General features: G+C 66.6%; 17 protein-coding genes and 1 pseudogene. 5 read left to right on the forward strand and 13 right to left on the reverse strand.

Annotated elements, in window-relative coordinates:
• Nucleotides 1–12: 12 nt before the first annotated feature.
• From ACFXAE_RS01030 to ACFXAE_RS01045, 4 genes are all read right to left on the reverse strand, one after another.
• On the reverse strand, nt 13–672 hold the full coding sequence (locus ACFXAE_RS01030; RefSeq protein ID WP_384706313.1) for a DUF2637 domain-containing protein: 660 nt from the start codon (nt 670–672) through the stop codon (nt 13–15).
• Nucleotides 673–755: 83 nt separating this feature from the next.
• Nucleotides 756–2111 (reverse strand): FtsK/SpoIIIE domain-containing protein, encoded by a 1356-nt coding sequence (locus ACFXAE_RS01035; protein WP_384706315.1) that lies wholly within the window; start codon nt 2109–2111, stop codon nt 756–758.
• Nucleotides 2112–2114: 3 nt separating this feature from the next.
• Nucleotides 2115–2471 carry a hypothetical protein gene (locus tag ACFXAE_RS01040; RefSeq protein WP_004929398.1) on the reverse strand — a complete coding sequence of 119 codons (357 nt, stop codon included), beginning with the start codon at nt 2469–2471 and terminating at the stop codon, nt 2115–2117.
• 139 nt (nt 2472–2610) lie between these two features.
• Entirely contained in the window at nt 2611–3390 is a 780-nt protein-coding gene (locus ACFXAE_RS01045) for a GntR family transcriptional regulator (RefSeq protein ID WP_150151064.1), read from the reverse strand.
• A gap of 18 nt (nt 3391–3408) precedes the next feature.
• Here ACFXAE_RS01045 and ACFXAE_RS01050 point away from each other — a divergent pair, with 18 nt between their 5' ends.
• The gene (locus ACFXAE_RS01050) at nt 3409–3873 is read left to right on the forward strand and encodes an NUDIX hydrolase (protein WP_167534432.1); all 465 of its coding nucleotides are present in this window, start codon (nt 3409–3411) and stop codon (nt 3871–3873) included.
• 347 nt (nt 3874–4220) lie between these two features.
• Here the strand turns inward: ACFXAE_RS01050 and ACFXAE_RS01055 are convergent, their stop codons facing one another.
• Nucleotides 4221–6773: a tetratricopeptide repeat protein gene (locus ACFXAE_RS01055; RefSeq protein ID WP_384706448.1), complete on the reverse strand. Its 2553-nt coding sequence runs from the start codon at nt 6771–6773 to the stop codon at nt 4221–4223.
• Between the two features lie 197 nt (nt 6774–6970).
• Here ACFXAE_RS01055 and ACFXAE_RS01060 point away from each other — a divergent pair, with 197 nt between their 5' ends.
• Nucleotides 6971–7369 carry a hypothetical protein gene (locus ACFXAE_RS01060; protein WP_384706318.1) on the forward strand — a complete coding sequence of 133 codons (399 nt, stop codon included), beginning with the start codon at nt 6971–6973 and terminating at the stop codon, nt 7367–7369.
• 1127 nt (nt 7370–8496) lie between these two features.
• The gene (locus ACFXAE_RS01065) at nt 8497–8829 is read left to right on the forward strand and encodes a hypothetical protein (protein WP_384706320.1); all 333 of its coding nucleotides are present in this window, start codon (nt 8497–8499) and stop codon (nt 8827–8829) included.
• Between the two features lie 292 nt (nt 8830–9121).
• Here the strand turns inward: ACFXAE_RS01065 and ACFXAE_RS01070 are convergent, their stop codons facing one another.
• The 4 genes and pseudogenes from ACFXAE_RS01070 to ACFXAE_RS01085 form a co-directional block, all read right to left on the reverse strand.
• Complete coding sequence (locus tag ACFXAE_RS01070; RefSeq protein ID WP_384706322.1) at nt 9122–9415, reverse strand: hypothetical protein; 294 nt, start codon at nt 9413–9415, stop codon at nt 9122–9124.
• Nucleotides 9412–10155 (reverse strand): GntR family transcriptional regulator, encoded by a 744-nt coding sequence (locus ACFXAE_RS01075; RefSeq protein ID WP_384706324.1) that lies wholly within the window; start codon nt 10153–10155, stop codon nt 9412–9414. The genes ACFXAE_RS01070 and ACFXAE_RS01075 overlap by 4 nt, the downstream gene beginning before the upstream one ends.
• Nucleotides 10112–10381: a hypothetical protein gene (locus tag ACFXAE_RS01080; RefSeq protein ID WP_384706450.1), complete on the reverse strand. Its 270-nt coding sequence runs from the start codon at nt 10379–10381 to the stop codon at nt 10112–10114. Before ACFXAE_RS01080 ends, ACFXAE_RS01075 begins: the two co-directional genes overlap by 44 nt.
• 511 nt (nt 10382–10892) lie before the next feature.
• Nucleotides 10893–11167 (reverse strand): annotated as a pseudogene (locus ACFXAE_RS01085) (hypothetical protein); the annotation flags it as partial.
• An 80-nt stretch (nt 11168–11247) separates the two neighbouring features.
• Here ACFXAE_RS01085 and ACFXAE_RS01090 point away from each other — a divergent pair.
• On the forward strand, nt 11248–12057 hold the full coding sequence (locus tag ACFXAE_RS01090) for a GntR family transcriptional regulator (protein WP_384706326.1): 810 nt from the start codon (nt 11248–11250) through the stop codon (nt 12055–12057).
• Between the two features lie 242 nt (nt 12058–12299).
• On the opposite strand, the gene ACFXAE_RS01095 is transcribed toward ACFXAE_RS01090, so the two are convergent.
• Nucleotides 12300–15365 (reverse strand): FG-GAP-like repeat-containing protein, encoded by a 3066-nt coding sequence (locus ACFXAE_RS01095; protein ID WP_384706328.1) that lies wholly within the window; start codon nt 15363–15365, stop codon nt 12300–12302.
• Nucleotides 15366–15575: 210 nt separating this feature from the next.
• Between ACFXAE_RS01095 and ACFXAE_RS01100 the strand changes: the two genes are divergently transcribed.
• On the forward strand, nt 15576–15800 hold the full coding sequence (locus tag ACFXAE_RS01100) for a cold-shock protein (protein WP_384706330.1): 225 nt from the start codon (nt 15576–15578) through the stop codon (nt 15798–15800).
• A gap of 659 nt (nt 15801–16459) precedes the next feature.
• Here ACFXAE_RS01100 and ACFXAE_RS01105 read toward each other — a convergent pair.
• The 3 genes from ACFXAE_RS01105 to ACFXAE_RS01115 all read right to left on the reverse strand — a co-directional run bounded on the left by ACFXAE_RS01105 (nt 16460) and on the right by ACFXAE_RS01115 (nt 17794).
• On the reverse strand, nt 16460–16870 hold the full coding sequence (locus ACFXAE_RS01105) for a PIN domain-containing protein (protein WP_384706332.1): 411 nt from the start codon (nt 16868–16870) through the stop codon (nt 16460–16462).
• On the reverse strand, nt 16867–17088 hold the full coding sequence (locus tag ACFXAE_RS01110) for a type II toxin-antitoxin system VapB family antitoxin (protein ID WP_384706334.1): 222 nt from the start codon (nt 17086–17088) through the stop codon (nt 16867–16869). Before ACFXAE_RS01110 ends, ACFXAE_RS01105 begins: the two co-directional genes overlap by 4 nt.
• A 415-nt stretch (nt 17089–17503) precedes the next feature.
• Nucleotides 17504–17794: an XRE family transcriptional regulator gene (locus ACFXAE_RS01115; RefSeq protein WP_384706452.1), complete on the reverse strand. Its 291-nt coding sequence runs from the start codon at nt 17792–17794 to the stop codon at nt 17504–17506.
• Between the last annotated feature and the right edge of the window lie 39 nt (nt 17795–17833).

Below are 17833 nucleotides of genomic sequence, written 5' to 3' on the forward strand. Positions count from 1 at the left end.
TCTCCCTTCAGGTCAGGCGAGTTGGGCGGCGATGGCGTCGGCCAGGTGCGGCGGGACGCCGAGGCGGGCGCGCAGGGTGTCGGTGTCGATCCGGGCACCGGTCCGCTCCTCGTGGTCGGCCGCGACCTTGCGGGCGTGGTCCACCAGCGCGGCCGGGACCGGAACGGCCGGCGGCGCCGGAGCGGAGTGGACGGGCGGGAGGGACAGGGCAGCGTCGGCGGAGTCGACCGGGGCCGGTTCCGGCTCAGCAGCGGAGGCCGGTTCGGGGTCCGGCACCGGCGCAGGGCCCGGCGAAGCCGAGGTGTGGCCCGCGGACGAGTGGGCGAGGAGAGTGCCGCCCATGAAGGCCAGGGCAGGCCAGGCGGCGACCAGGATGCTCAGCCAGGCGGGAACGTCGTCCAGGTCGAGAAGCCCGGCGGTGGCGACATTGGCGCCGAGCGAGGCGACCAGGGCGATCAGGAACCAGCACCAGGCCAGCCGGGACGGCCCGTCCGTGCGCAGCCGACGCCAGGCGGCGACGAGGAGCAGGTCTACGGAGACCGGATAGGCCCAGGCCTTCCAGCCATCCTGCCCAGCGGCGGCGGCGAGGTCGTGGAGATGGGCGAAGGACAGTGCCCCGGCGATGACGGCCTGAACGAGCACGGCGTCCACGCGGAGGGCGGGGCGGGTCATGACAGCTCCTCCTGTGATCAGGCATGGCGGTGGTAGGGACACGGCGCGAAGAACGGTCGCGCCGACCGTGGGATGTGGAGAGATCAGGCGGTGGCGGGGGCCGTCTTGGACAGCGGCACACGCGCCGAGGGCACGGAGGCGACCGAGGGCCGGAAGGCCGCCAGGGCGGGAAGATCCGGGGTGCGGTCGGCGTACTTGTTGCAGGTGTTCACGGCTTGCCGAAGTGAGGTGTGCGGGGCGCGGATGCGGTGCCAACCGCCGGTGGAGTCCCCGGCGATGGCGAGCCCGCGAGTCTCGGCGGGGATCTGGATGGCGGCCAGGACAGCATCCGGGGCGATGTCGCCGAAGGCCATGTTCGCCGAGGTTTCGTCGTTGACGCGGTGGGCGGTGCGGCCGGTGAGCTGGGCGCGCAGCATCGTGATGCCCTTGCCGAGTTCGGAGCCGAAGCGCTGCCCGCAGATCTCCAGATAGATGCCGGCCGCACGGCCGAGCTGGGCGAGGCGGACCAGGGCGGTGATGATCCGGTCCCGGCGCTTCTCCTCTTCCTTGCTCGCGAAGAGAGCGAGTTCGGCGACCTCGTCGACCAGGACGACGACCGGCACCGGCCGCAGGTTTTCGGGCAGGTCCCATATGTCGGCGGCGATCTCCGCATCCGGCACAGCGACGCTGACACGCTGCTCGGCCCGGATGAGCTGATACACGTCCCCCATGTGGGACACCAGCGCCTCCAGGAGCTCCAGCGCGGTGTCAGGGTTGTCCGCGAGCGCGGAGAACCGGCGCGCCAGCGGGAACAGCTCCACCCCTTGCTTGCAGTCGATGCCGACGAGGGCGACGTGCTGCGGAGCAAGGCCGGCGACGAGGTTGCGCTGATAGACGGACTTGCCGGACTCCGTGGCGCCGAGGGTCAGGCCGTGCGGGACGGCACGGTAGTCGCGGTAGTGGACCGAGCCGTCCTCCCGCAGTGCGACCGGGACCCGCATCGGGCGGGTGTCCGTCTTGGCAGGCATCTGCACCCGCTTGAGTACGTCGTAGCCGGTCATCCGGATCTCGACCACGCCCGAACGCAGCTCACGGGAGGTCACGCCGTACATGCCGAAGGAGTGGCGCAGCCGGTCCGAGGCGGCGGCGACGTCGAAAGCGTCTTGTCCGGGCCGGAGTTTGAGCCGGAGGACCATTCCGGTGCGGGTGGGCCGTACCCGCAGGATGCGCGGTGCGCGGGACTCTGGCGCCGGGCGGTTGGTCATCCGAGCCAGCGTCAGACGCCAGCGCGAGGGCGGGACCGTCAGGCCGCAAGCGTCCATGACCGAGCCGTACCGGACCAGGACCCGCAGAACCGCGAGGGTGACCCCGAAGGTCAGCCAGTACCAGGCGGGGCGCCGCCACCGCAGGAGACCCGCAGCGGCGACGACCACCAGCAGTAAGACCGTCGGCCACGTCACGGCTCAGGCCGCCTTCGAGGCCGAGTCGACGTCGACCAGCGAGGTGACGGCGACCGCGCGGAAGGCGATCCCGTGCCGCTTCTGGCCGTTGAACTCGTTCTCCCACGGTCGGGCGACCAGGCCGGTGAGCGCCACCGGGGTACCCATGGCCAGCTCACCGGAGAAGCCGGTCTCCGGGACGGTGATGGACAGGATCTCCACCTCGTCGTTGGCCGCGAACATCACGTCGACCGTCATCAACTTGACGCCGGTCTCCATGTCGGTGGCGATCTCACCGGTACGGCGGTCACGGACCTTGGGCTGTGGGGCCTTGGCGACCATCACGGTGGCACCGGACGTCTCCACGGGAATCTGACGCACAGCAGATCACTCCTCTACAGATGTCGAACTCCGCCACTCATGTACATGAGTGATGGGAAGAAGAGTGCCTGACTCCTATACATGAGTCAACCCGCCGCGGCTAAGAAGTCACGACGGATCGCAAGGAGTTGAGCAGGCGTCAGTCGGCGGCAGGGATCCGGTACTCGAAAACGAACTGGTCAGCAGCCATGAGCGTGTCGCAGACTTCGACCACGAGCCCCGCAGTCGTGCGAGCCTCACGGATCAGGTGAACCACCGGCGCACCGGGGCTGAGCGCCAGCTCGGACGCCTCCACCTTGGAGGCCGGCCGCGCTTGCAGCGTCTCGACGAACTCGGCGAACTCGTGCCCGTGGTCTTCGAGTCGGGCGTAGATGCCACCGCCGCCGGGGTTCTCGGCGAACAGCTCCGGGATCTCCTTGACGACGTCCCACGGGAGGTACGAGGAGGCGGTCTCGACCGGGGTGCCGTTGCGGAAGTAGAGACGCCGACGTGCGAGCACCTGAGTGCCAGCGGGGACGCCCAGTCGCCGGGCGGCATCCTCGGGGGCCTCCATGGGCCCGATGTAGAGGACGCTCACCTTGGCCGTGGCGCCGGACTGCGCGGACTCCGCGAGGTACGCGGCCTTACCTCCCTGCCGATGGGACCGCCGGAAGCGATCCGACGACCGATGCCGCACCGGCGGCCGGTCCTTCACGATCGACCCCTTGCCGTGCCGAGTCTCGACGAGCCCGCTCGCCCGCACCTCGACCATGGCCTTGCGGATCGTGCCGCCCGAGACGCCGTAACGCTCCACCAGCTCCGACTCACTCGGCACCATGTCGCCGGGCTTGAGCACACCGGCCCGGATCTGCCGCACGATCTCATCGGCGATCTGCACGTACCGAGGCCCCGACCTGCCCCCCTCTACCGCAGTTCCCATAGTCGTTCTCCGCCTCCTATGCTCCTGTACATGAGTCAATCACAGGAAGCAACGCCCTCACCCCTGCACTCCGTCTCCGTCGCCGGAGTAGTGGTGCGCGAGGACGGGCGCCTCCTGGCCATCCGCCGGGCCGACAACGGCACATGGGAACTCCCCGGCGGCGTGCTCGAACTCGACGAGACCCCGGAGGCCGGCGTAGCCCGCGAGGTCCTGGAGGAGACCGGCATCCACGTCGAGGTGGATGAACTCACCGGCGTCTACAAGAACACAACCCGCGGCATCGTCGCCCTGGTCTTCCGCTGCAAGCCCTCCGGCGGCACTGAGCGCACATCGAGCGAGTCGACGGCCGTCTCCTGGCTCACACCCGACGAGGTCAGCGAGCGCATGGCCGAGGTCTACGCGATCAGGCTCTTGGACGCCTTGGACGGCAACGGCCCCCACGTACGGAGCCACGACGGCAAACAGCTCATCCCAGCGGGATAAGACTTTCCCTACTTCATCAAGCCCGCGCACGGCGCGGGCGCGCGCCGCCTCTGCGGCGCGGCCTGCCTCCTGTCTCCGCCCCGGCTGGCCGCGCCCGGCGGCGCGCTGCGTGCAGAGGTGGGGAAACCCTCCGTGGCTGAGGCCGGTCGGCTCCACGGCTTTAGGCAGCCAATTTGGCGCGAGCCTCGAAGATCATGGCCCAAGATCGGGCACTAACGGGCAGGCTCACAAACCTGCCCGATCCGCGGGCCAGCGTAATGGGCCATGATCACTCGCGCCAAATCAGCTCCAGCCCAAAGCCGTTCCGCCGACCTCAATCCACGTGCCAACCTGAAGATATAACGGCATTAGATCTCCAGATCTTCAATGTGTTCGCGTGTATGTAGCGTGTCCGGATGATCTTCCCCTAGCAGGCGAACTTGATCAAGGTGCACTTGCTTGAACGCCTCCAAAGCTTTTTCCCGCTCTCCCATAAAATGCAAGTGGTAAGCCAGGTAGTCCCGAGCCTTCAATGTGCGGGGGTCGTCGGATCCGTGAATTCTCTCCCTGTCGCGAGCGAGCCTTTGATAGGACGAGAGTGCCCCTCGGAGGTCTCCGGTATTACGCAACGCTGAAGCGAGCAGCATCACCATTCTGACGGTCATCAGGTGATCAGGACCCAGAATATGCTCGCAATCCTTAAGCAACGTCTCATACTCGCGAGCTGCTTCTTGCCAATTACCTGACCGGCCCTTCCAATGCGCGACCAATCCTCTGGCGTCCAGAGTTTCCGGATGCTCAGGGCCTAGCTCGGAAAGATGCTTTTCGTACACATCTCGAGCGATCTCAAGAGCGCGACTTGGGTCGCTGGCGACTCCAATATAGTCGGCAAGGTCGGACTGAAGATCTAGCACTCTCGGGTGACTTTCCCCGAAGGCTGCCTGCTCGTCTTGCAGCAGTGACTGGACAGTCTCGATAGCCACTTTGTAACGTTCATCCTCGGCGTACCATTGCGCGAGGTGACGGCGAACCGAAAACGTCTCCTCGTGGTGTTCTCCGTACTGTCGCGTAATCTGACGTAACACACCTTCCAAGATTTCGATTGCTGTGGTTACGTCACCAGAAGCACCAATCTCGTCCGCGAGGTGAGTTTGAGTGTGCCAGGTGTGCCTGTGATCTCTACCGTGAACTCGCAGTTCGTCTTCCAGTAGTTCCTCGCAGGTGGCAATTGCTCCAGGGATGTCACCGGCACGACTCCGCGCCACCACTAGACGACGGCGTGTGTCAAATGTGTACTCGTGATCAGGACCGTTAACTCGAATTCTCTCCATCAAGAGCTTCTCGAATTCGCGCACTGAACCCTTCGCGTCACCGGCGCGTCCTAGGCATTCGGCCAAGGAGCTCCAGATATGCAGAACCCATCCGTCATCCTTGCCGCGATGTTCCAACTCGTCATTGAGGACTTCTCGATATTCTCTCAATGCCTTCGTGGTCTGCCCCGCCTCTTCGAGAGCATCACCCAGTGACACCCTCAGGAAGGTGAGGTCGGGACGAGATGGATCAATCGCTGTAACAGCAGACCGAAGTATCTCAAAGTGATCCACCGCAGCTGACGCCAGGCCGGCCGCGATGAGGCTTTCGCCATGCCTGCAGAGCAGCTCGTGACAGTAATCAGACAGCAATCGAGGGAGAAAATTATCGCGCATGAACTCCGCGTTCGTCCTCAAGGCTCGTATGTAGTCCGACTGAAGTGGACTCTCTGGCCATGCCTCGAGTAGGCTGTCTGCGGCCGCTTGGATAGTGGTGTGGTAGGTTTCTTCGCTCAATGTTTCCACGACTGCCCGCTGCACCAGTGCGTGCACCGACACCTCCGAACCGGGCAATGCCGCAGAGTTATCATCCAGCAGGCTGAGTCTGTGGAGATTACGCAGTGCAGCCTTTACGTGAGCCTCTGTTAGATGCTCTTCTGTCATCCCATCTATAAAACTGCGTAGGTATTCCCGTACGGCGGATGTTGCGAAGACCCGCCTTGGGATACCGTTAGGGCTAAGGACGGCGGCGATCTGGAGCAGTGGGCGAGCAACGCCATGCGGCGTAAGTGAGTTCGCCTGTTCCATGGAAAGTGACCAAGTAGCCGTCACTATGTCACTATGATCGTCTGGCAGGCTTTCCTGGTCTGGCAAAATCTCCCTTAGTGTGCGGCGTCTATCAGCGAGCAGCTCTCGGTATTGCGAACATTCCAGACCCGAATCGATCAAGTAAGCAGCGGACTGAGCCAGCGCTAGTGGTAAATGATCCAAGTCATCCGCAAGGTTCAGCAACTCCTGAGGGCTTTCGATGATTCCGCAAACTGAGAGTTTTTCAGTTAGATAGCTCACGGAATCGTCCGCACGGAAGATATCTACGGGAATGCGGCGCCATCGCGCGGCAGAGAGTGCTGCGTCTCTCCGGCGAGTTGTCACCAAAACCCTACCGCTTTTGCTTGAAGGGGGCCAAAGTCCCTTGAGGGTAGAGGGTGTGGTTAGGTCATCCAGTACGACCAACCACTTTTTATCCGTGGTATGAGCCCAGGCCAGGAAGCGGGCGGAGGCACCTTCTGCGTCACTGGCATCAGCACCCGTCAGAGCATGGATCGCCTCAGCGTAAGAATACTGTACCGAATCTCTACTGCTGGCTGAGGCCCATACAACCACATCGACTGATCGCTCATTTAAGCGTTCCCTGACGTAGCGTGCGGCAATTTGAGTTTTGCCTACCCCGCCTCCCCCGATCAAAAAGCAGGCTTCGGGTACCGCGTCTGCTGATGCAAGTTCTAGGGCTAGACGCTCACTCTCTTTCCGTTCCTGGAAACAGTCAGCTTCTCTGGGAGGGCTGCCAATCAGGATCGCGGAATTGTCCGCTTCCGTTGACGACGAGGACATGACCAACTGGCCAATGTATCCAGCCGCTAGCCCGCCATTACTTGCGAGCACGGACGTCTCTGCTGCGACCTGCGGGCTTTGTGAATTGCCGGAAGCGGTCAGCCCTGGCCTGCCTCCGGCAAGGGAGGGTTTGCAAAGCTCAGGCCGCCCTCTACATTCAATACTCCGCCAGCCACGGACCCGTGCTCTGCCTGCACATGAAGATCTCCGCCAACCGCCAACCCTCGGTCACCCGCCCACGTGTTGCCCTGACCGAGGGCACCCAGCGCAGCAATGTCTCGCAGTGCCTGTGTGGCGTTCTCCTGGTCCTCCTCAGGAAGATCTTCGAGGAAGTCTTCGAATCGAGTTCGCCAGGCGTCCACGAGGCGCGCTTGTGTGGCCTCGTCGGGCCGATGGCCTTCTTGGAGCTCAGCCAGAGTGCGGTCCAACCTGGCCAGCACGGTCTGTTCTGTTACATCATCCCGACCCAACAGTGCAGCCACTCGGCTCCGTACAACCATCCAGACGTCTGTCCCGGCCGCCTGTACTACAGCCGTCCCGCCCGCTGCGGCCATGGCTGTCAGAGCCTCGTTCAGCATTCCAACCCCCTGGTTTGATGCCTGAGACAAATCACCATAGAGCAAAGGCCCACCAGATCTGGATCGAAGTTGACAACAGCACCTGGCTCGGTCGTCTGGCGCGCCGCCCAAAACCACCAGGTCAAGGTCCGGCTCGATGAGTGGCTGGCGGCCGACGAGTGATCTTCGCTGGGCCGTCTCTGGGCCGTCTCTGGGCCGTCCGAGGCCGCTCAGTGGCGACCGGTGACGACTACTAACGACAGTCGTAGGCGGCGACAGCCGCAGGTCACCCGATTGGATCTGCGACACTGGTTGAGCCATGCCTAAGCCCGGAGAACTCAACTCCTCAGCTATGGGCTCAGGCACCGTCATGACGCGCCGGCCATCGTGGCGTGCTGTGGTCGACGGACGCTGCCAGCGTGGTGGAGGCCGGTAGGGGTGCAGCGAGGCACACGCGTACATGGTCGCTCGGCGCACCCGCCGTCGTGGCTGACTGTCGTCGGCTGGGGTTCGTGCCACAACCGTGCCAGATGCAGGGGTCAGCCACGGTCAACACCGGTGCCTGGCAGTCGAGTAGCCGCCCGCTTCCTCGGTCGGCGAAACCGCAGCTCAACCCGCAGATCACCCAGCCTCTCTCCTAAAGCGGGTGTCGAGGGCCGAACCTCAGCCGACCACCGAGCCTTCCGACCAGCCACTGATTCTCGATGGACCTTCAGCCAGCGGTTCGAGACGAAGAAGCGCGCGGCCGGCGCTGGCAGGTCTCGCTCTTGGCCATCGACGAAGCCCGGCCGTCGGTTAGGTCCCGGGCTGTTCCCGGGCCGCCCCCAGACAGAACCGGGGATGCAGCTGCACTACAGAGCTGGGCACCTCGGATGCCGACCGCGCGCCCGTGACCCTAGCCGTAGCCACTGACAACGGCCTGCTCCTGAGAAGCCAGAGGGTGTCAGCGCCGGGCCGTCTCTAGGCCGTCCCAGGTCGCTCGACAGTGGTCAATGACGACCACCAGGCGCACGCGCCAATTGCCCCTGACCAGTAAAAACCCAGCTCATCAAGATCTCCGACAAGACCCAGGGCAAGAAGACACCTGTGTGCGAAGGGCCTTGACCACGTGTGGCCGCGCAGGTCACGAACAGCTGTCCAACAGCACAGCGTGTGCATCATGAGGCATGGGGATTGATCTGGAGCTGCACTCATCACGGCCGGCGCGCAAGAACTGGCGCGCGACGCTCTTGCAGAGTTCCTACGGGCATGGCGACGCTCTGGCCGATGCGCTCGGCTCGCTTCAGCTCCTCGGCGTACCCGGGAGGCTAACTGCCGTCGATCTGTACGGGGACACGTTGATGAACGAGCAGGAGGCCGCAGCCGCCGTCCGTGAGATTGGCAATCTGAAGCAGAGATGCAGTGACGAGCGTCAGCTCGCCGCATTGGACGACCTCGCGAGGATGCTGGGTGAGTGCGCAGCCACTCCAGGCAGTTACCTGTGGTTCGCGGGCGACTGAAGCTCTCATAGCGCCTGCTGGGTGAGTGTCTAACTGCGTGACAACGCCGACGAACAACGGCGGACGAGCGCGGACGGCTGCGGACCATCAGCCCAGGTGAAGGGCACGCCCTCCCAAGGCAGAGCCCCCGTCCGAGTTGCTTCGGGACGAAGAGGTCGTCTCTCCCAGGCTGGTAGGGCGCGCAAAGCCGGGCCGTCCCGGGCCGTCCAAAGCCAGCCGACGTCGACCAGCAACGACAGAAGCCCACGGCATCTGATCTGGTCAGAGCCGTGGGCTTCTTCAGTTCCGCTGGTCAGCCAGACCGGCTATCCAGGCGGTGACCGCGGCTGGTCGCAACGCGGAGCGTGTCCCGCAGAGCTCCAGTCAGGTCCTTCGTCAGGAGTCGCAGGTCGTCCGGGTCCGTATCGGCCTCGGCGAGCATGTCCAACGCCTGGTCCAGGAGTTCGGTCGCCATGCCGAGTTGTACTGACTCGAGGTTGTCGGCCAGGCGGGACATGTGGCCGCCATTGTCATCAGTGCTGAGGAAGCACGGCTTGCCCTCGGGTCCCGTCCAGGGGAGGAGCCGTAGTTCGTTCGACATCGTCATCCTTCCGCCGCCCTCTCATCGATCACGTAGTGAGTGGTGAACACCGCGTCGGCGCGGTCTCCCGGCAGCACCAGGAGAGCCGCCTCGACCACACGTCCAGCGGTATCGGCCGTCTGGCGGGTGACGGCGAGAACGGTCAGGGCCGAGCTGATCCGAAGGGTGGATGCCTCCTCCGGTGTGGGGAGGCGGACGCTGATCTCCTCCCGGACTTCAGCCAGCGGCGGGCGGAGTTCCATCAGTCGCGTCACCACCGCCTCGTACGGGAGCGACTCGCGGAGCACGGCGGCCGGCGCCAGGTCGCAAGGGACGTAGATGCGAGCCAGGCTGTGGGGCCTGTCGCCCTCATGGCCGAGACAGAGGATTTCGGTCAGAGGGCTGCCGGTCGGCATCTTCAGCAGGGCCGCCAGGTGCCCGTGGGCTCGAACCCTGGTGGTGTGGACGGTGATGTTCAGAGGTGCGAGATCCGCGTTGTGTGTGTCGGGGGTTCGGCCTCCTCCCACGTACGTGATCTTGCGGAGCGGGCGGCGAACGAAGTTCCCTTTGCCGTGAATTTTCTCGACGAGGCCTTCCGCCTGGAGTACGGCGAGGGCATTCCGCAGCGTCGGTGTGCTGACCATGTATTGCGCGGCCAAGTGCGCCTCAGAAGGCAGGCGTTCACCGGGCTTGAGCCGACCGGTGACGATCCGCTCCCGGAGGTCATCGGCGATGGCGTCGCGACGCGAGGGCACGGGCGGGATCACCGCCTCTCACTCGCACGAGCCGCAGGGCGACGAGCCGGGTCCCCGTGTGGATGGTCAGCAATTCGCCCGAGTCGAAGACGAGTCGTTTGGCTCCGCCGGGCAGTTGGAAGAGGTCAGTCACCCGGCACTGCTGGCCCCCGACCTGGATGATGTCGCCGCGCTGCACGCTGGCGGAGGTGATCTCGACAGGAGAGAGCACCGCGCCACTAAGTGCCGTTCCCCTCACCGTGCCGCCTCCGGCGGTGCGGGGCAATTGGCGATGGTGTGGCACGAGCAGGTGCAGGCTTCGTAGATCACCGGCACGTCAACCGGGGCGGTGGCCGGGGGCGACTCCGCACAGGCGTGGTGCGTACCGATCCGGCAGGAGGTCGACCGGAAGGAGTCGGGCCCTGTCTGGGCGGTGTGGGGCTGTTGGCGGGAAGGCATCAGCGGTCACCTGCCGAGGCGTGCCGAGGACCGGCGAGCGGAGCGCAGTTCACAGCCGCTGAGCGGTGCCGTGCGCGCGCCTCACTGGCGAGTACATACGGGCGGACGAGCGCCGTCTCCTCGCCCACGAGAACGCCCGTGTGCTCGCGGTGCCGACGCAGCAACAGCACCGCCCCGTAAGCGACGTCCGGGGAAACGGCCACCGGCCGCACGGGCGTTACAGGGCGGCGGTGCCGGCCTTTGTGGAAGTACCGCTCCCTGAGGTTCGAGACGGTACGACGGATACGATTGAGCACGCTGTTCAGCTCCTGTCGCTGATGGCCCGGTCCCCCGACATCGCCCGTCGCGGGGACCTTTTGCGTACGACCGCCCAGAGGGTGCGGTCGTTCGAACTGGTGGCGAGGAGGCCGAAGCGGTCGGCATCGGCCACCGCTTCCAGGACCTCCCGCCATGACTCGGCAGAGAGTGGTTCCGGCACCTCCGCCTCGATGGCCGTGCAGTCGTCGCGCTCCTCCACGCGCGTGGCGAGCCCGACGGCCGATAACCGGGCCGCGATGGCCTCCGCGCGCACTGTGGAAGCAGGCACAGGGCAGCCCTCCGGTTAGCGGCGATCACGTTGAGTGAAGCTAGTTAACTAGATTAGAGCTAGTGGACTAGATTTTCCATATGCCTGAGCAACCGCCCTACCTCCGCATCGCCGACGAGCTTCGGCGGCGGATCGCGGAGCACGAGTGGGAGCCGGGGGACCGGCTTCCCTCCCGCGCCCAGATCGGCCAGGAGTACGGCGTCGGCGACAACGTGGTGCGCCGGGCACAGGAGTTGCTGATCTCCCAAGGTGTGCTGGAAGGCCGCGCCGGTTCCGGCACCTACGTCGCCGAGCCACGGCAACGCGTACGGGTGGTCAGGTCATCGGCGCGTGAGCAGCCCAGCAGCTCACCGTTCCGCGCGGACATGAAGGCCGTGGGCAGGCAAGGCGACTGGGAGAGCCGGACCGAGGCCAAGGTTCCGGCACCGGCGGAGGTCGCGGCGCGGCTCGGTATCGCCGAAGGCGAGCTGTGCGTGCGGACGGCGTACGAGTTCCTCGCCGACGGCAGGCCGGTGCAGCTGTCGACGAGCTGGGAGCCGTACGACCTCACCGGCGGCACACTCGTCGTCCTCCCTGAGGGAGGACCGCACGCCGGGGCAGGGGTGGTGAACCGCATGGCGGAGATCGGCGTCACCGTCACCCACGCCGTGGAGCAACCGGAGCCGAGGCAGGCGACAGCCGAGGAGGCCTCACTCCTCGGCGTCCAGAAGGGCGCGCTCGTCACGCACATCCGGCGGACGTACTACAGCGACCAGGGACGGCCCGTGGAGACCGCGGACATCGTGGTACCCGCCGCGCTCTGCGAGATCGTCTACGAGATTCCGATCAGTCGCCAGCCGCGCACCACAAGCGCACCAGACGGAGCGGGGAACAGCGGGGAACCACGGTGAAAGCCGCCGAGGCCGACGAGGCGGCATCCGTACCGTTCGTGCAGGTCAGCGGCCGATCCGGCCGCGAATGATCGCAGCTTCCCAAGCTGAGAGCGCGAGTTCGATTCTCGTCACCCGCTCCATGAAGAAGGCCCAGGTCATCGACCTGGGCCTTCTTGCTGTCCGTCGTCAGTCGTCGGAGTGGTTTCGTCTCCTCGGACACCGCGCCCCGGGGCTCGGTGTCCGAGGAGACGAACTACGGCTCAGAACACGCCCTTGTAGCCCTGCCAGCCCGTGGCGATCTTCGTACGGCTGCCGAAGGAGCCCTTGCCGGTGCCGTTGGAGCGCCACAGGTTGCCGGCGGTGTCGCGGGCCACGAGGTCGGCCTTGCCGTCGCCGGTGATGTCGCCCACGCCCACCAGCACGTTGTACGACGAGCCCCAGTCGTTGAACAGCTTGACCCGGCTCTTGAACGCGCCCGTCCCGGTGCCGTCGTACCGCCACAGTTCGTTCGACTTGTCCTGCGCCAACAGATCGCCGCGGCCGTCGCCGTTCAGGTCACCGGCGCCAAGGATCTTCTTGTAGCCCGTCCACTTGGACGCGATCTTCACCCGCGCCGAGAGCTTCCCCGTGCTCGTCGCCTTGTAGAGGTAGACGTCCCCGGTCGAGGACTGACGGGCGATCAAGTCCGCTCGGCCGTCACCGCTGATGTCCCCCGGCGAGGTCAGCACGTCGTACTGGTTCCAGCCCGTGCCCAGCGAGGTGTACGCGGTCGACGGGGTCACCGCCGCCCCGCACGCGGGCCGGTAGGCGCGCAGCGTGCCGCTGCTGTGGCGGACGAGCACGTCGTTGCACCGGTCGCCGTTCAGGTCGCCGTACGGCACGAACTTCGCGCTCGTCGGCCATCCGGAGCCCGTCTTCTTGCTGGTGAAGGTCCCGGTGCCGGTGCCGTACTGGTACGTCAGTCCGCCCGAGCCGTTGAGGGTGAGCAGCTCGCCGAAGCCGTCCGAGGTGGCGAAGTCCCGCCGGACCGGGGTCGCGCCGGTGACCTTCACCGTGCCGGTCCTCGTCAGGGCCGCGCCCTGTCCGTCGGCCGGGGCTGCGGTCAGCGTCCAGGTGTACGCGCCGTTGGCGACCAGCTTGCCCGCACCGTCCTTGCCGTTCCACGACGCCGGGATCACGCCCCGTGCGGTACCGCCGGTGAGGGTGCGCACGGTCGCACCGGTGGCCTTGTTCCTGAGGACGAGGTGCCAGGAGGCAGCCGGCTTCGACAGCCACCACTTGGGGCTCCAGCTCGCGGCGCCGCCCTTCACATCGGCCGAGCCGGCGACGGCCGAGTCGAGCTGGGTGAGCGCCGGGGCGGGGACACCGCTGGACACCACGTGGGTGTCGCCCTTGGCGTCCACGTACGCGATCAGACCGGTGTACGGGTCGACGTCCCACGGCTGCCCGGACTGGAAGGTCCCCGCCGAGTGCGTGACGGGTGTGCCACTGCGGACGTCGGTGACCTCGAACCGTCCGTCGACGCCGGTGACGACGAACCCGTCACCGAGCTTCGCGGTCTCCCAGGCTCCCTGGGTGAGGGTCAGCCTGGTCTTCGCGACGGTGTCGTAGACGCCCTGGCTCTCCGCCGATCCCACACACGACCACAGCAGCCAGCGCCCGGCCGCCTGGAGGTCCTCCAGCAGACACCCTCGCCCGAACCACACCGATTCGCCGCGCCTGCCCGTGCGGACGTCGACCGGCGCCACGCCGTCGTTGCCGTCCCGCACCCACAGGGTGGTGCCCCACATCGCCGTACCGTTCTCCGGCGAGGTCAGCACCGTGTCACCCGTGTCGAGGTCGATCACCCGCGTCTGCGACGCGGTCTCGTCGGTGTACTCGGTGGCCATCGCGACGTGCCGGCCCCTGGCGTCCCACACGCGGACGTAGTCGTGCTCGGCGTCGACGGGTGTGCCGGGCAGCGAGCCCGTCGGTCCCACGAACCGGGGCACGCGGTCGCCGCCCGACAGCCCCGTGCTCCAGACCACCGTGCGGCCGTCCCCGGTGCCCACGAGGTAGGGGTTGCCGTCGGTGACGCCCTGGGCCGTGCGTGAACCGGCGGTGAGGGTGTCACCGGTCGCGTCGATCGTCCGGCCGTACATGTACGTACGGCCCCGGTCCCAGTCGTGTTCCGTCACGGTCAGCCGGCCACCCGCCAGGGTGAGTTCCCGCACGGGGTCGACCACGGGCTTCAGTTCGGCGGCGGCGACCTTCTTGACCACGGGAGTGCCGTCGGCGCCCGCACGGACGAGATGCACTCCCCAGTCGGCGGTGTCGGGACCGCTGCCGGGCACCAGGAGGCCGCCGTCGGGGGTGGGGACGGCGAGGGAGAGGCTGCGCGACCGGGCCAGTACGGTCCCCGTCGTCGACCCGTCGGTGGCGAGCGCCTCGACGCGCCAGACGGGCAGGGCACCGTCCATGGCGCCCAGCGAGGAGTCGTAGCGGGAGACCAGAAGCGTGTCGCCGACCATGCCCAGCAGGTGCGTCGGCCCGTCGTTCGCCAGGGGCACGGTACGGACGGCGGTGTTCAGGTCGTCGCGGGAGTAGACGGAGACGGCGGTACCGTTCCACGACAGCAGATGGGTGGCGGTGAGGATCACGTTCCCGCTGCCGTTGCCGCTCGGGTCGTGGGACAGCTCGACCAGCCGGCCCTCGTCGGCGTCGAGCCAGCCGCGCCGGAGCGTCCCGCCGGCCCTGTACAGGACCACCATGCCGTGGGCGTCCGCCACGGGCGAGTCGCCGCTGATCACCGAAGTGACGCCCGTCGGGACGCCCGCCACCGTGCGGTCGCGCACCGTGCCGTCGTCCTGGAGGTCGAACAGGTGCCACGTCAGGTCGTCGCCCGTACCCGACCAGGCGGTCGTCACGACGGTCCGCCCAAGCGTCCCCTGGTAGGTGTGCCGGTCCGGGAGCCGGATCGTCGTGGCCGTCCCCCCGGCCGCCATGTCCCGCAGCGTCACGGTCCGTGCGTCGTCCTGGCGGGCGACGACGTCGGAACCGGCGCCGAACTCCGGCATGCCCCAGACCTCGGCGGCCGAGGAGTCCACCACCGTGTCCTCACCGGTGTAGGTGGTCCATATGTGGCCGCGCCCGGGTTCATGGCGCAGGAACCCCGACGGTCCCGCGCTGAACAGGGCGGTCTGGGGCCGCAGCGACGTCGCCGCCGGGATGACCACCTCGGCGGCCCCGTCCGCGTGCGCGTCGGGGGTCAGCGGTCCGAGGCCCAGGGCCAGGGCGAGCGAGGTGGCGGCGGCGACACCACCACGTGTGAGGGCATATCTGCCCACTCGGTTCCTCCACGGGAGACGAAAGCCAGGAAAGCAAGGAAAACGGGAGACTCGTACGACGGACGGTGCGGCAGGGCCGCACGACAAGACGTTGGTGTCCGCTCAGCCATCGGCCCGGGTCGGCACCCGGACCGGCTCCAAATGATCGCAGCTTCCCGAACCAAGATCCAGGCGTGTGCCGGCGCAGGCAGCGCTTGTAGGGTTCAGCTCATGGTGACCGCGTCTGTCCGCGAGTGGGACGATGAGGAGGGGTGGGGCGTGCTCGACTGCCCCGAGACTCCTGGCGGCTGTTTCGGCCACTACTCCGACATCCAGGCAGCCGGCTTCCGCACGCTGTCACCCGGGCAACAGGTGGACCTCACGTGGGAGGCTCCCGGCTTCAAGCAGGACGGGTACGACTACCGTGCGGTGAGCATCGTGCCCCGGCAAGCCTGACGTCGACGACGGCGGACCCCACGGTCTCCTGCGGCTCGGCCTGCCCTCGCGCCCCCTGCCGCGGCATACGGCGAGGCCTCGTTGATCGAACTCCTCATGCGGTGGTCACACCCAAGATCAGCGCGGTCTTCTCGACCCATCGCACGAGGTGCTGTCCCACCCTCCTTGTGGAGCAAGGACGGGAGAACGACAGCCCGGACGCCCGCATCGGACTCGGTCCCATCGGGAGCGCGCTCGCCGTTGTGTCGACGAGAAGTGATCGGTTCCTGTCGGTGGGCGCCGCCACTCGCGTGAGGACTGTCGCCGGGTTCCGCGGGATCAGCGGACGTCGACGTAATCGCCCGAGACGGTGGCGGGTGCGGTGGTGGACGTGCCGGCGAAGGTGTAGCGCCGGTAACCGTCCGTCGACGCCTTCGCCGTGGTCTTCCATGCACCGGAGCTGTCAGTGGTGATCGTCTTGACCGTCGTGCAGGTACCGGAGTGACCGCAAGCCGGCCGTCCGGGCAGACACGTACGACTTCAACGGACAAGCTGCTCGGGAACAGGCGGACGAAGACCGGGCGTCCTGACCGTCTTCGTGCGGAGATCGTCACCGCGCAGGAGAAGGCGAAGCGATCCCGGCCCGCCACACGCTGTACCTGTCGGGCGGCAAGGCGCCTTCAAGCGATGTCGTGGACGTTGTGCTCAGTCAGGTCGGATGCGTGCCGGGCAATCGCCCGGTAGTCGGCATCGTCGTGGAGGACAGCCAGGCCATGGTGGGCCGCGGTGGCGGCGATGAGGAGGTCCACCGCCGAGGCGCTGCGATGCTCCCCTGCCCGGGCCATGCGGTGTTGCACCGCACCGATCCAACGCCCCGCGTTCTTCGGCACCGACACGTCGGGGTAGAGATCCGTGAACATTTCCGCGATCTCGTCGTACTCCCGTCCGCTCCGGGCGCTGTGGAGAAACTCGGTGCGTTGCACGTAGCAGGATGCGATGGCCCCGGCGTCGATCGCGTCGTACCAGGCCGATTGCAGTTTCGGATCCCGGAGCAGCCGGACCAGGCCGGACGTGTCGAGCAGGTAGATCACCGGCTGCGCTTCTCCGCCCTGTGCAGATGCTCGGCGTCCTCGACGGCACCCCACTCACGGGCACGCTCGAAGTGACGGCTGATGCGCGCCGCACGCTCCTGTTGCTCGGCGTAGAAGTTCAGAGCGAGATTGACCGCCTCCTTCTTGGTCCGGACGCGGGCCAGAGCCATGGCGCGCTCCAGGGCGTCGTCGTCGATGTCGATCTGGGTCACGGACATACCGAACCTCCCAGGCGATGTTGATGATGTACATAGAAGAATACGTCACCAACATTGACCGGTCCACATGTCGGCTCCCGGTGCGTGCGGTCGTGACGGACCCTCCGGGTCAGCCCCCAGAGACGATGCGGTCCGTCCGGTGCAGGCGTCGCGCGCTGTGCGGCCCGACTGCTGGTCGCGCCCGTGCCCACAGCGTGCCCGTAAGAGTGGACAACCACGGTCGACAGCGGTGCCACCAAGCACTCACGCCTGCGGCCGCAATACGAATCTGCGCAAGTCAGCAGCTATACGGCCACGCAAACGCCGTCGCTTCCCAAGCTGAGAGCGCGAGTTCGATTCTCGTCACCCGCTCCATGATCAAGGCCCAGGTCAGACACCTGGGCCTTGATGGTTGATGAGAGTTTTGGCACGCACCTCAGGCGACGGTGTACTCCGCGTCCCCGAAGTCTGCGACCACTCGCAGCCGACCGCCGAGCGCTGCCACGTAGGCCCGGAGGGTCGCAACCTCCGCGCGATCCAGCTCACCGTGCTCGATCGCGGAGACCCGAGGTGCTGAGACCCCCATCGACTCGGCCACTTGGCGCTGAGTCAGCGCCTGTTCACGCCTGACCTCCGCGAGCTTGTGAGCGCGCACTTCGGCGGTCAGCCGGTCCATCGCCGCTTGCTTCTCCTGAGCTGACCGCACCCGCAACCCACCGGAGGTCAGCGCTTTCCCATGAGGGCCGGCAAGGTGGCAGTTGAGTCA

It is taken from the genome of Streptomyces sp. NPDC059454 (assembly GCF_042749965.1).
Taxonomy (GTDB): Bacteria; Actinomycetota; Actinomycetes; order Streptomycetales; family Streptomycetaceae; genus Streptomyces.

Coding starts and splice junctions, on each gene's coding strand:
- ACFXAE_RS01030 (WP_384706313.1), bottom strand. CDS start 672: ATGACCCGCCCCGCCCTCCGCGTGGACGCCGTGCTCGTTCAGGCCGTC.
- ACFXAE_RS01045 (WP_150151064.1), bottom strand. CDS start 3,390: ATGGGAACTGCGGTAGAGGGGGGCAGGTCGGGGCCTCGGTACGTGCAG.
- ACFXAE_RS01050 (WP_167534432.1), top strand. CDS start 3,409: ATGCTCCTGTACATGAGTCAATCACAGGAAGCAACGCCCTCACCCCTG.
- ACFXAE_RS01055 (WP_384706448.1), bottom strand. CDS start 6,773: ATGTCCTCGTCGTCAACGGAAGCGGACAATTCCGCGATCCTGATTGGC.
- ACFXAE_RS01060 (WP_384706318.1), top strand. CDS start 6,971: ATGAAGATCTCCGCCAACCGCCAACCCTCGGTCACCCGCCCACGTGTT.
- ACFXAE_RS01065 (WP_384706320.1), top strand. CDS start 8,497: ATGGGGATTGATCTGGAGCTGCACTCATCACGGCCGGCGCGCAAGAAC.
- ACFXAE_RS01070 (WP_384706322.1), bottom strand. CDS start 9,415: ATGACGATGTCGAACGAACTACGGCTCCTCCCCTGGACGGGACCCGAG.
- ACFXAE_RS01090 (WP_384706326.1), top strand. CDS start 11,248: ATGCCTGAGCAACCGCCCTACCTCCGCATCGCCGACGAGCTTCGGCGG.
- ACFXAE_RS01100 (WP_384706330.1), top strand. CDS start 15,576: ATGGTGACCGCGTCTGTCCGCGAGTGGGACGATGAGGAGGGGTGGGGC.
- ACFXAE_RS01110 (WP_384706334.1), bottom strand. CDS start 17,088: ATGTCCGTGACCCAGATCGACATCGACGACGACGCCCTGGAGCGCGCC.